The sequence below is a fragment of the Sporosarcina sp. FSL W7-1283 genome, from assembly GCF_038003105.1.
Taxonomy (GTDB): Bacteria; Bacillota; Bacilli; order Bacillales_A; family Planococcaceae; genus Sporosarcina; species Sporosarcina newyorkensis.
The window spans coordinates 634,785-648,170 of sequence record NZ_JBBOOL010000001.1; the positions used below are offsets into that span (position 1 = coordinate 634,785).

The 13,386-nt window shown below is 46.3% G+C and carries 13 protein-coding genes; all 13 read left to right on the forward strand.

The genetic code is table 11. From position 1 onward, the window contains the following. Window positions 1-21: 21 nt before the first annotated feature. A complete protein-coding gene (locus MKY93_RS03040) occupies window positions 22-426 on the forward strand; it encodes a F0F1 ATP synthase subunit epsilon (RefSeq protein ID WP_009766200.1) in 405 nt (134 codons plus the stop codon). A 259-nt stretch (window positions 427-685) separates the two neighbouring features. Further along, a complete protein-coding gene (locus MKY93_RS03045) occupies window positions 686-916 on the forward strand; it encodes a DUF1146 family protein (RefSeq protein WP_009766199.1) in 231 nt (76 codons plus the stop codon). 674 nt (window positions 917-1,590) lie between these two features. Further along, window positions 1,591-2,886, forward strand: coding sequence for a UDP-N-acetylglucosamine 1-carboxyvinyltransferase (murA, locus tag MKY93_RS03050; RefSeq protein WP_040758503.1), 1,296 nt, complete (start codon window positions 1,591-1,593; stop codon window positions 2,884-2,886). Between the two features lie 160 nt (window positions 2,887-3,046). Continuing rightward, on the forward strand, window positions 3,047-3,994 hold the full coding sequence (gene spoIID / locus MKY93_RS03055) for a stage II sporulation protein D (RefSeq protein WP_009766197.1): 948 nt from the start codon (window positions 3,047-3,049) through the stop codon (window positions 3,992-3,994). A 24-nt stretch (window positions 3,995-4,018) separates the two neighbouring features. Further along, entirely contained in the window at window positions 4,019-4,684 is a 666-nt protein-coding gene (locus tag MKY93_RS03060) for a M23 family metallopeptidase (protein WP_340758196.1), read from the forward strand. 116 nt (window positions 4,685-4,800) lie between these two features. Continuing rightward, complete coding sequence (locus MKY93_RS03065; RefSeq protein ID WP_078817033.1) at window positions 4,801-5,073, forward strand: sporulation transcriptional regulator SpoIIID; 273 nt, start codon at window positions 4,801-4,803, stop codon at window positions 5,071-5,073. A gap of 183 nt (window positions 5,074-5,256) precedes the next feature. Then, the gene (locus MKY93_RS03070) at window positions 5,257-6,900 is read left to right on the forward strand and encodes a glycerol-3-phosphate dehydrogenase/oxidase (protein WP_340758197.1); all 1,644 of its coding nucleotides are present in this window, start codon (window positions 5,257-5,259) and stop codon (window positions 6,898-6,900) included. Window positions 6,901-7,109: 209 nt separating this feature from the next. Beyond that, the gene (locus MKY93_RS03075) at window positions 7,110-7,685 is read left to right on the forward strand and encodes a glycerol-3-phosphate responsive antiterminator (RefSeq protein WP_340760894.1); all 576 of its coding nucleotides are present in this window, start codon (window positions 7,110-7,112) and stop codon (window positions 7,683-7,685) included. A gap of 161 nt (window positions 7,686-7,846) precedes the next feature. After that, a complete protein-coding gene (locus MKY93_RS03080) occupies window positions 7,847-8,650 on the forward strand; it encodes an MIP/aquaporin family protein (RefSeq protein WP_221835133.1) in 804 nt (267 codons plus the stop codon). A gap of 81 nt (window positions 8,651-8,731) precedes the next feature. Further along, window positions 8,732-10,225 carry a glycerol kinase GlpK gene (gene glpK, locus MKY93_RS03085; RefSeq protein ID WP_340758198.1) on the forward strand — a complete coding sequence of 498 codons (1,494 nt, stop codon included), beginning with the start codon at window positions 8,732-8,734 and terminating at the stop codon, window positions 10,223-10,225. Window positions 10,226-10,563: 338 nt separating this feature from the next. Continuing rightward, window positions 10,564-11,565: a rod shape-determining protein gene (locus tag MKY93_RS03090; RefSeq protein WP_040758497.1), complete on the forward strand. Its 1,002-nt coding sequence runs from the start codon at window positions 10,564-10,566 to the stop codon at window positions 11,563-11,565. 98 nt (window positions 11,566-11,663) lie between these two features. Beyond that, window positions 11,664-12,488, forward strand: a complete 825-nt coding sequence (locus MKY93_RS03095; protein WP_340758199.1) for a flagellar hook-basal body protein — start codon at window positions 11,664-11,666, stop codon at window positions 12,486-12,488. Between the two features lie 46 nt (window positions 12,489-12,534). Next, window positions 12,535-13,368, forward strand: coding sequence for a flagellar hook-basal body protein (locus tag MKY93_RS03100; protein ID WP_340758200.1), 834 nt, complete (start codon window positions 12,535-12,537; stop codon window positions 13,366-13,368). Window positions 13,369-13,386 lie beyond the last annotated feature (18 nt).

Sequence of the window (13,386 nt, forward strand, 5' to 3'; positions counted from 1 at the left end):
TAGGGACCAGGAGGGGAAAAAATGAGTAAAATCAAAGTGAATATCGTCACTCCCGACGGCCCTGTTTGTGAAATGGATGCGAACATGGTGATTGCAGTTACCGAAGCTGGTGAGATCGGGGTTCTTCCCGGCCACATCGCAATGGTAGCACCACTTCAAATTGGTGCACTTCGCCTTAAAACAGACGGCAAGACAGAAACCGTCGCAGTCCACGGAGGTTTCATCGAGGTCCGTCCTGAAGTGGTTACTGTATTGGCGCAGAGTGCTGAAATGGCTAAGTCCATTGATATTGCACGCGCAAAGAGAGCAGCCGAAAAAGCAGAAGCGGACTTGAAAGCAAAAACAGATAGTCTTGATCTGCGTCTAGCTGAACTTGATTTGAAGCGTGCCATCAACCGTATGCAAGTGTATGAGCAACGTGTATAAATAGAAGTACGAAGGCGGACAGACAATATTTCTGTCCGCCTATTTTTTTAGAATGTATAGTTTGGGATTGGCAACTGACAAAATTATTTCACAACGATCCAAAAAACGTTCGAACGTTCGTAACTCCTTGCGAACCGAGCCAAAAGTTCATTTAACCGAACGAAACACGGCTGGGACCGAACCAAAGTTGCAGTGAACCGAGCGTAACGAGTTCAGTGCCGAACCAAAGTTTATACAATTCTTGAAAGGAGTTTGAACGATGAGCACACTCGGCAGTAATCCGCTGCTTGCGATCGTTTCGCATATTTTTTTCATTGGGATTAGTTTTTATGCGTTACAAGCAATTCTTACCCAAGCAATTATTCGTAAAAATCGTGTTTTCCAAACACAACTTTTGTTTATTTTGCTAAGTATTGCAATTGGTTCGACCGTATCAAATTTCTTTTTAGACATATCCTATTGGTCAGGAAGATGGTCTACCTGGTTTTGATTTCCTTCAGCTGAAGTTTGTCAACATCTTCTCAGCAGGAGTCAGAACTCCGGCTGAAAGAAGTTAAAACCAAATAGTTTGTTGTTCTCGTGAGTACAATGAAAAAGCGAGTGGGTGGGACATCGTTGATCTACGTTGCAGGCGGACGCTTTCCGGGGGGCGTGCGGTGAGCCGCTTCCTTCGCTCCGCTCAGTCCAGGGTCTCACCGCGCACCCCGCGGAAAGCGTCCACCCAGAGCGAGAGCCGTAACGAAGAACGGCTTTTGCGAGCATAAGCGAAGCGTTGTGAGCACATCTTTGGTTTAAATCCCCGGACACCAAATCTCACTTATAGCTAGGATACAAATCTTTGCCGTAACTATACACCAAAGAAAATTCCGTGGAATACGTGTAAGTACTGGATGACTCGGGTATTACGATTAATATGTCCAATTTGGCCTCGCTAATTACAAACACATTGTGTCGAATTGCCACATATACTACATTACGTAAGAAATACCCGAAAATTGCGCCGGAAGTTACTTGTCTACTAAAGTTTTACAAGGTACAATAGAATGTGTTTTATGTGTAAACTTTCGATAAGAACAAGTATGTACTGGATATTAATAACAAAAATGTTTATGGATAATTATAGCTTGTGGGCAGAAGGATAAATTTGACTCGGAGGGGCTAGTGGTGGAAAAAATTATTATTAACGGCGGACGGACTTTACAAGGGAACGTACGTGTAGAAGGTGCGAAGAACGCGGTACTGCCGATCTTGGCAGCAGCTTTATTGGCATCTGAAGGTGTAAACGTGATTCGTGACGTGCCGAATCTTTCGGACGTGCGGACAATCAATGAAGTACTCAAAAGCTTAAATGCAAAAATTACACACGATCCTGAAAAAGGCGAAGTGATTATTGACTCTCGTGGAAAATTGGCAGAGGAAGCGCAATTTGAATTCGTACGTAAAATGCGGGCATCCATTTTAGTGATGGGACCCTTGCTGGCACGTAACGGCTTCGCACGTGTCGCGTTACCAGGCGGCTGTGCAATTGGCTCAAGACCGATCGATCAGCATTTGAAAGGCTTCGAAGCAATGGGAGCTGAAATTTCATTTGGACATGGGCATGTGGAAGCAAAAGTCGATGGCCGCTTGAAAGGTGCAAAAATCTATTTGGATTTCCCGAGCGTGGGCGCAACGGAAAATATCATGACAGCTGCAGCTTTGGCTGAAGGCACTACAATTATTGAAAATGCCGCAAAAGAACCTGAGATCGTCGACTTGGCAAACTTTATCAATGAAATGGGTGGTAAAGTGGTGGGAGCGGGTACGGATAATATCCGTATCGAAGGCGTCTCTACACTCTATGCTTCTATCCACCACATTATTCCTGACCGCATTGAAGCCGGCACATTCATGGTGGCTGCTGCAATCACAGGCGGCGATGTCATCATTGACAACGCTGTGCCAGAACATAGCACGGCATTGATCTCTAAATTAACTGAAATGGGTGTAGTCGTCACGGAATTGGATGAAGGTGTTCGCATTACAGCGAAGCATCCTTTGAAGGCAGTCGATTTGAAAACGATGCCGCATCCTGGATTCCCTACGGATATGCAATCACAAATGATGGCGTTGATGCTCACTGCAACAGGTACAGGTGTATTGACTGAAACTGTGTTTGAAAATCGTTTCATGCATGTGGAAGAATTCCGCCGCATGAATGCGGATGTGAAAATTGAAGGACGCTCAGTGATCGTTTCAGGACCTTCTAAAATCCAGGGAGCTGAAGTCGCTGCAACTGATCTGCGTGCCGCTGCATCACTTATCTTAGCTGGCCTCGTCGCAGAAGGGGTCACTCGTGTTACTGAACTTATCCATTTAGATCGCGGCTATGTTGATTTCGACAAAAAGCTGAAGGCCTTGGGAGCAGATATTACACGCGTTTCATCTGAACAAGAAATCACGGAAACACAATTTGCATAATCTATCGAAAACCACGGACGTTCATCGTTCGTGGTTTTTTGAGCGCACCCGAAAGATTTATGATCATCTACACAAATTTATGAGCGTCTAAGAATTTTATCCTTCGAATCAACGATCACTCTATAAGCATACGAGCTCCACTAACCGCATATAGTGCAGTATGTACAAAAAACTACTCCTTTTATTCATTATTCTTTCATTATTTTTTATTCCAATCCTAGCAAAACAAGCGCCGGATCTGAAGCTGGCAGACCAACGAAAGGAGAAGAAGTGTGACATCATGATTTCCGTTACTGGAGTGGACGAGCCAATTCCTTTAGAAGAGTACGTGGTTGGTGTCGTTGCGGGTGAAATGCCGGCTGACTTCCATGAAGAGGCATTGAAAGCTCAAGTGATCGCTGCACGTACATATGCGGCGCGAAATACGGATAAAGGGGCTAAACCGATAGCGAAGGATGTTTCCGCGCAAGTGTATCGGACGGAAGCAGAACGCAAAGAGCGCTGGGGAAAGGCCTTTAAACAGAACGAGAAAAAAATCAGGAAAGCAGCAGAAGCAACAAGAGGTGATATTATCGTTCATGGCGAAGAAATCATCTCAGCAATGTTCTTCTCTACATCTAATGGTAAAACCGAAGCCGCACAAAACTTCAGTGGAAATCCAGTGGAGTATTTACAAAGCGTGGATAGCCCTGGTGAAGAAAAAGTAGCACCGACTGTCGAACGTAAATTGCAAATGACTTTAACGGAATGGAATCGAAAACTTGGATTGAAGTGGGATGCGGACGAATTTCGTGAACTTCAATTAGTGAGAAATCAAACAGGACGGGTTCAAAAAATCATCACGGGCAATTATGAGACAAGCGGACGACAGGTTCGGGAGAAATTGAATTTGGCCTCAACAGACTTCAATATTGCATATGATGTCAACAATCAAATTGTGCATATTACGACGCTCGGATATGGGCATGGCGTCGGGATGAGCCAATACGGAGCTGAAGCGTACGCGCAAAAAGGCTGGACGGCAGATAAAATCATTTCACACTATTATACAGGCACACGGATACAAAAAATAAATTTACCTGAAGATGAATGTTTAAAATCCTCTTAACTTGCAAAGAATGCAAGTGAGGTGATGACAATGCGAGAAGAAAAACCAAAGGCCCCTTCTCAGGAAAACAAAAAAATGAAAAACGGCTGGTTCTGGCCTGCCATTTATACGGGCGTAGCGCTCCTATTTATCGGCATGGTATGGGGCTACTCCGCGATGACGACGAAAGATGAAGCAGTAACGTCGGATGTGGCGAAGCTCGATCAGCCGAATGACGATGTCACGGTGGAAACAAATGCAGCAAACGAAACACTCAAGTATCCATTCCATGAAGATCAACTAGATCAAGTCGCTATTTTACAAGAATTTTACGATCCTACAGCAGAAGAATCGGTACGTGAAAAAGCATTGCTCGTATTCAAGCAATCTTATGTCACGAGTAAAGGTTTATCCCTATCGATGGACGGACAACCGTTTGAAGTAGTGGCGGCACTGAGCGGTACAGTAGAGGCTGTCGTCGCGGATTCATTCAAAGGCAATGAGATCAGACTAAAACATGCGGACGGTATGACAACGGTCTATAGTTCATTGACAGGCGTACTTGTGAAGGAAGGCGAAGAAATCCAACAAGGACAAGTCCTCGCAACGACTACACAAAACGATTGGAATCCACAAGCAGGCGTACATTTGCAATTTGAAGTTCAAAAAGACGGCGTGGCTGTCAACCCACACGACTACTTGGCGTTCTAATTAAATAAACAATCCACTAAGCCATTCCAGCCCCCCGGAATGGCTTTTTCATATGTTCGTAAGTGTTTGCATACAATAGAACACCATAAAGGAGTGAAAAGAGAAAGGAAGAGGGCGTGCACGAGCAAATTAGAAGGCGTTGCGTACGTCTTGGGAGGATGCTGATTGAAACGAACTTGACAGTGCGTGCGTTAGCCAATGCGACCGGCTATTCCAAGAGTACGGTGCATAAAGATTTGACCGAGCGACTGCCGAATGTCGATCCCGGCCTATCGGAACAAGTCGCAAAGATTCTTGCCTATCATAAATCGATTCGCCACCTTCGCGGAGGAGAAGCGACCCGCCAAAAATGGAAAAATGAAACCCCTAAGCAACAGGCGGATGCCTAGGCTCACCACTAACCTCTGACCGCCAATCCCATTACTTGTAATAAGCTCAAATTATGATACAATCTAAGTAAGTTAATACTTCTGGTTTGAGTTACTGAGAGACCTCAAAGGATGATTGCATTCAGCAGTCATTCTTTTGAGGTTTCTTTTTTTCATACTTCATTAAAAAAGGGAGAGAGACAAATGACAACATTTTCTTCATTGGAACGTACTGCGTTAGTTGATCAATTGAATTCCGAGCTTTTTGACGTCGTGATAATCGGCGGCGGCATTACGGGAGCAGGCATTGCACTCGATGCGGTAACACGCGGACTGAAGACGGCACTTGTTGAGATGCAGGATTTCGCCTCCGGAACATCCAGCCGCTCCACGAAACTTGTCCACGGAGGATTGCGTTATTTGAAGCAATTTGAAATCAAAGAAGTTGCAGAGTTAGGTAAAGAGCGGGCGATCGTCTATGAGAATGGTCCGCATGTCACAACGCCTGAACGCATGTTGCTTCCATTTCACACAGGCGGCACATTCGGAAGCTTCTCCACTGCAATCGGCTTACAAGTATATGATTTCTTGGCAGGCGTTAAAAAGTCTGAACGACGGACGATGTTGAATGTGGAACAAACGCTGAAACAAGCTCCCCTTGTAAAAAAAGAAGGTCTTCAAGGCAGCGGTATGTATGTAGAATACCGGACCGATGATGCGCGATTGACGATTGAAGTGATGAAAGCAGCGGCAGAAAAAGGAGCGTTCATCCTTAATTACGCTACTGCTGAAGGATTTGTCTACAATGATCAGAATAAAATCTCGGGTGTGCAAGTCCGCGATACGATTGCGGATCAGCAGTTCACAATCCAAGCGAAGAAAGTGATCAACGCGGCAGGTCCTTGGGTGGATGAAGTCAAAAATATGGACGGTCATTCTGCGGGTAAACATTTAATCCTTTCAAAAGGCATCCATCTTGTTTTTGACCAAAGTGTCTTCCCTCTGCACCAAGCGATTTATTTCGATACACCAGACAAGCGTATGATTTTTGCAATTCCGCGCGAGGGGAAAGCGTATGTCGGCACGACGGATACCTTTTACGAAGGAGTTCCTAAAGAAATGCAGATTACGGAAGCGGACCGCACGTATATACTCGACTCCATTAAGTTCATGTTCCCGGAAGTCCAAGTGACAGAAGACGATGTCGAGTCCAGCTGGGCAGGCGTCCGACCGCTCATACACGAAGACGGCAAGAATCCATCTGAAATTTCGAGAAAAGATGAAATTTGGGAATCGGAAAAAGGACTCATCACAATTGCTGGCGGTAAATTGACCGGCTACCGTAAGATGGCGGAGACGGTTATCAATAAAGTCGTCCAGCAGCTTTCGAATGAAACCGGCCGGAAATACCCGCGCAGTATCACGAAACATTTCCCAATTTCAGGCGGAGATATCGGCGGGTCATCCAACTACAAACGATTCATTCAGCAATCCGTAGAACGTGGACAAGCACTAGGCTTTACAGAACGCGAGAGCCGGCACCTAGCTGCATTGTACGGTTCAAATGTGGAGAAAGTATTCACGATTCCTTACGAACCTGTAACGGATATGCCGCGTATTCTATACGTCAAACTGCGCTATGCTATTGAACAAGAAATGGCGGTAAAGCCGACTGACTTCTTCATCCGTCGTACAGGAGATCTCTATTTCCATATGGCCAACGTGACAGCCGGCAAGTCCGATGTATTGAATGAAATGGCTGCCATCTTAGGATGGACAGAAGCGGAAAAGTCGAAATACGAGCAAGAATTGGATGAAGAGATTAGAAAGGCAACGACAGTCATCTAACATGGTATATGTTGAACTAAAAATTTTAAATGAGTTTGTTCAGAAATGGACACTCAGTTGATTGGAGTGGAAGGCGGCGACTCCCGCGCCCCGCGGAAAGCGTCCGCCTGGAACGGAAATCGACGGGTTCTACGTTCTGCTTTGAGTGTAAGTTATTTATTCTAGTTTATATAGTAAAGAAAAACTTTGATGGAGGAGTGATCATCGTCATACCTTTTCATGGTCAGAAAATCTTACCTGCAGCTCGGACGATGAAGCAATTCGAACGGCTGCTGGCCAGTCCATTTGAATACATCGTGTTACTGGAAGTGCATATAAGCAATGTGAAAACCTTGAAACAAGAAGCGGATAAACGAAGCAAGAAACTCATTATCCATGCAGATTTGATTCAAGGCTTGAAAACAGATAATTTTGCTGCCGACTTCCTATGCAATGATATTCGTCCGGCCGGTATCATTTCAACCAGATCCAATATGATTGCAAAAGCGAAGGCAAAAGGCATTATTGCGATCCAACGCATGTTCTTGCTCGATACGATCGCTCTTGAGAAAAGCTACTCGTTAATTAAGCAAACTGCTCCAGATTTCATTGAGATGCTGCCCGGTGTGATTCCTGAATTAATCCAAGAAGTACAGGAACATACGGGCATTCCGATCATCAACGGTGGTCTGATCCGCACAAAACAGCATATTGACGATGCGCTCGGTGCAGGAGCGGTGGCGGTGACTACTTCCGATCACTTGCTGTGGGAGTCGTTTACAAAAGATATCAATTCCGGAAATTAATGTTGACAGATAATTCAACCGGCGATATACTTATTGGTAAGTTCATACAAGTGGTTGAGTCCAGGAACCCACAATTAATTTCTTGCATCGCGCAAGGGGTTAGTTGTGGGTACTTTTGCGTTTTCAATCACGCATCATGAAGATAGGGGAGGATACGGGAGATGACACCTTTTGTTGGGGAATTAATCGGAACCATGATACTGATCATTTTTGGCGGCGGTGTAGTCGGTGGAGTTCTCATGAAAAAGTCCAAGTCGGAAGGCGCAGGCTGGATTGTCATTACAATTGGTTGGGGACTTGCGGTAGCCATGGGGGTGTATGCGGTTGGCGGTGCCAGCGGAGCTCATTTGAATCCTGCCGTCACGATCGGTTTCGCTACGATCGGAGACTTTGCATGGGCGGACGTGCCGATGTATATCGCAGCCCAAATGATCGGTGCTATAGTCGGCGCGGTCATCGTATATTTACAGTACTTGCCGCATTGGAGAGAAACGGAAGATCAGGATGCAAAACTATCGGTGTTCGCAACGATTCCGGCAATCCGTCATCCGCTATCCAATCTGACAAGCGAAATCATCGGAACATTTGTCTTACTGCTCGGTCTGCTGTCGATCGGAGCCAATGAATTCACAGAAGGGTTGAATCCGCTCATCGTCGGAGCGCTCATTATCGCGATCGGCATGTCGCTCGGCGGCACAACAGGCTACGCCATCAATCCGGCACGTGATCTCGGACCGCGTATCGCACATTTCTTCTTGCCGATACCGGGAAAAGGAAAATCCGATTGGGGTTATGCTTGGGTTCCGGTTGTCGGTCCAGTACTCGGAGGTGCGTTTGGTGCATTATTTTATAAACAGTTTTTTATTGGAGAAAACAGTGCAGCGTTTTGGATTGTCGGGGCAATCGTTTTAGCTGTTCTATTGGCTGCCCAGTTCTCTGTGAGCAAGGGGATGAAATCAGAGTAGTCTTCACGAAGCGCTTTAAAGTTCGGAGCGAAGTAAGAACGTGTATAATGGAAACCAACTAGTAAATTGGAGGAATTGAAGATGACAGAAAAATATATACTGGCACTCGACCAAGGAACTACGAGTTCACGGGCTATTTTATTTGATTCAAAAGGCGAGATCTATCATACTGCACAGCAGGAATTCACACAGTACTTTCCGAAATCCGGTTGGGTCGAACACAATGCAGATGAAATTTGGAGCTCGATATTATCTGTCATTGCAGCAGTGATCTCCGAGAAAAACATTACAGCTACGCAGATTGAAGCAATCGGCATTACCAATCAACGCGAAACAACTGTCGTTTGGGATAAGCATACAGGAAATCCTGTGTACAATGCGATTGTCTGGCAATCACGTCAAACGTTGGATATTTGTGAAGAGTTGAAAGAAAACGGTTACAATGAACTATTCCGCAATAAAACCGGTTTGCTTGTCGATGCGTACTTCTCAGGAACGAAAGTGAAATGGATTCTCGACAACGTCAAAGGTGCGAGGGAACGAGCGGAGAATGGTGATTTGCTGTTCGGTACGATAGATACGTGGATCATTTGGAAGCTCTCCGGCGGCAAAGCCCATGTGACCGATTATTCGAACGCCTCCCGGACATTGATGTACAATATCCACGAACTTAAGTGGGATGAAGAGCTGCTGTCGATCTTAGATGTGCCGGCTTCCATGCTTCCTGAGGTTCGTCAGTCTTCCGAAATCTATACGCACACCGATGCAGCCCATTTCTTCGGCTACGAAGCACCGATTGCAGGAATAGCGGGAGACCAGCAAGCCGCGCTATTCGGCCAAGCATGCTTTGAAAGCGGCATGGTGAAGAATACCTATGGAACAGGCTGCTTCATGCTCATGAATACCGGCGATAAGGCTGTCACATCCGAACATGGATTGCTGACAACGATTGCTTGGGGCATCGACGGCAAGGTGGAATATGCTCTGGAAGGAAGCATCTTCGTCGCAGGCTCCGCCATCCAGTGGCTGCGCGATGGCCTGCGCATGTTCCGCAAATCAGCAGAAAGTGAGATGTATGCCAATCGAGTGGACTCTACGGAAGGCGTCTACGTCGTGCCAGCTTTTGTAGGACTAGGCACACCATACTGGGACAGCGACGTCAAAGGAGCAGTCTTCGGCTTGACCCGCGGCACGACGAAAGAACATTTCGTCCGTGCAACACTCGAATCGCTTGCCTACCAAACAAAGGACGTACTCGATGCAATGGAAGCAGATTCAGGAATTTCATTGAAAACTTTGCGGGTCGATGGCGGAGCCGTTGCCAACGACTTCCTCATGCAATTCCAAGCCGATCTGCTGAATGTACCTGTCGAACGTTCAACAGTCAATGAAACAACCGCACTCGGCGCCGCTTATCTAGCAGGCCTAGCAGTAGGCTTCTGGAAAGATAGCAAAGAAATCGCTACCCACTGGCGCCTAGACCGTCCGTTTAATCCGGAGATGGAAGAGAGTCAGCGGGAAGAACTGTACAAAGGTTGGCAAAAAGCCATCAAAGCCACTACCGCATTTAAATGAGCGAATAAAATAGTTGCGCCTGCAACCGCAGAAGTTGGCGGCTGCAGGCGTTTTTAATTGGCAACTGTCTCGCTCATACGCCCAGCCTTTGCGCTCATAGAGCATCTGTCCGCGCTCATACGTCCAGCCTTTGTGCTCATAAAGTATCTATCTGCGCTCATAAAGTATCTCTCCACGCACATAACCACCCGTCACGCGCTTATACAAACAAACCAAATCCCCTAAAATTCGACAATCAAGGTAAAAATCTAAACGAACTATGCAATTTAAATAGGAAATATGATACAATTAATAGTTAGAGACTACATATAAACAGGGTGGAAGGGGAAGCGGCAGCGATGTTTTCGAAAGATATAGGGATTGACCTGGGAACAGCCAACTTATTGATTCATGTGAAGGGGAAAGGGATCGTTATTAACGAACCAGCGATTGTAGCCATTGAGAAACAGTCGAAAAAAGTATTGGCTGTCGGAGATGAGGCGTACCAGATGGTCGGACGGACGCCGGGGAACATCGTCGTCGTACGTCCAATGAAAGATGGGGTCATTGCAGATTTTGACGTGACAGAAGCAATGCTGACACATTTCATCAATAAATTAAACGTCAAAGGCTTCTTGTCCAAGCCGCGTATTTTAATTTGCTGCCCAACTAATATTACAAGTGTCGAACAAAAAGCCATTCGGCAAGCAGCAGAAAAAGCGGGCGGCAAGCAAGTGTTCTTAGAAGAAGAGCCAAAAGTCGCAGCGATCGGAGCGGGTATGGATATCTTCCAGCCAACAGGTAATATGGTCATCGATATTGGCGGGGGTACAACAGATGTCGCGGTTCTTTCGATGGGCGATATCGTGACATCGGAATCTATCAATGTCGCGGGCGATCAATTCGATCACGACATTATCCAGCACATTAAAAAACAACATAAATTACTGATCGGTGACCGAACTGCCGAACAAGTGAAAAAAGAAGTAGGTACCGTGTTTCTCAGCAAAGCCAAATCGAGCACAATCGATATCCGCGGTCGTGACATGGTGTCGGGATTACCGAGAACGTTGACAGTCACATCTGAAGAAATCAATCAAGCGCTTCATGAATCGGTGAGCATGATCGTGCAGGCAGCCAAAAACGTACTAGAAAAGACACCACCTGAACTTTCCGCGGACATTATCGATCTCGGCGTATTCTTGACAGGCGGGGGCGCGATGCTGCATGGTATTGACTTATTGCTTGCAGAAGAGCTAAAAGTGCCTGTATTTGTTTCGGAACATCCTTTAAATTGTGTCGCAATTGGGACGGGTGTCCTGCTTGAAACGATCGGAAAGTCACCAGCACGCACGCGTTGAAGCGGCATGGAGTGAAAAAATAGTGTATAATAAAAAGATCGTTTCATTTAGGTTAGACTGAATGAATTTAGGTACGGAAAGAAAAGGAGTGAAATAAAATGTTTCGTGGCTTTTACACAGTAGGATCGGGCATGATCGCCCAGCAGCGTCGGACGGAAATGTTGGCGAATAATATGGCCAACGCCAATACACCTGGCTACAAAGCGGAGCAGTCGACAATTCGGGCATTTCCCGAAATGTTCATGTCTCGTCTCGATGCGGCACGTGTGCCGACGGAAAAAGGTTTGAGTTTCAAAGGACTGAACCCGGTCGGAGGACTGTCGACAGGTGTCTATATGCAGGAGACCTTGCCTTTGTTTGCCCAAGGACAGCTAAGGGAAACGGAATTGAAGACAGATGTGGCACTGATTGACGGACCGATGGATGTCAATGAAGAGACAGGTGTAGCGGGTACGGTGTTCTTTACGTTGGAAGGCGAAAATGGCGATCAATACTACACACGAAACGGTAATTTCACCGTCAATGCGGAAGGCTACTTAACGAACCCATCCGGACTTTATGTACTAGATGCGACAGGCAATCGAATCGAACTGCCGAATGACGACATTCGCATCACGGAAGAAGGCTTCATATTCACCGGCGATACGCAAGCTGCAACACTGGGAATCGCATATGCTGCAGAACCGGATACTTTGTCGAAGCGAGATAACGGCCTGTTCACCACTGCGGATGGACAACCTCTTCCGATGGGCGGCACATACTCGATACAGCAAGGTTTCATTGAAGGCTCTAACGTCGACGCAGGCCGTACGATGACGGAAATGCTGACGGCCTATCGAGCATTCGAAGCCAATCAAAAAATTCTGCAAGCCTACGACCGCAGTATGGAAAAAGCGGTCAATGAAGTCGGGCGCGTGAACTAATGACCACCGAATATAGATGCCCCAAGCAAGAGAGGAGTCACCTTTAATGATTCGCACAATGACAACAGCTGTCAATACGATGAACCAGCTACAGCATCGCCTGGATTTAATCGGCAATAACTTGGCCAACACGGCGACACATGGCTATAAATCATCCGATGCCAAATTTCAAGAACTGCTTTTTCAGCAAATGAACAATGACAAAGCAGACCGGGCAGATCGACGTTCGGAAGACGGAATCCGCATCGGCAGCGGTGCAATGCTCGGAAGTATACAAATGAACTGGAAGGTTGGATCCGTTCAAGTGACGGACCGTCAGCTGGACTTTGCCTTAACGGAACCAAAGCAATATTTTAATTTGATTCAACCGACTGAAGGCGGAGAAGAAATCATTTATTCGCGTAAAGGGAACTTTTATGTATCGCCGATGGATAATGGACAAAACATGCTGGTCAACGAAGAAGGACTTCCAGTGGCGGATAGCGCAGGCCGTCCGATCGTCTTTTCCGGTCAAGCAACGAATTACAATGTCCATCCGAATGGCTTGCTCGAAATAACCCAACCAGGCGGCAACCAGACTTTCGAACTTGGTGTGACAGTACTTGAAAAGCCGGATTCCATGGTGCGGCTGTCTGCCACAAACTTCGGATTACCTGCAGACATGACGGGACTTGGTCTCGAAGCTAACGATTTACTGACAGAAATGACAGGAGTAGCACGCAGTCAGATCGGCTTGCAGAACCGTGCACTCGAGACATCCAACGTCAACTATGAAAAAGAAATGACAGATTTGATTGCGACGCAGCGTGCCTATCAATTCAATGCGCGTTCTGTAACGCTGGCCGATCAAATGCTAGGTCTTATCAATGGCATCCGCTAAGCGTGCACTAGGAGTACT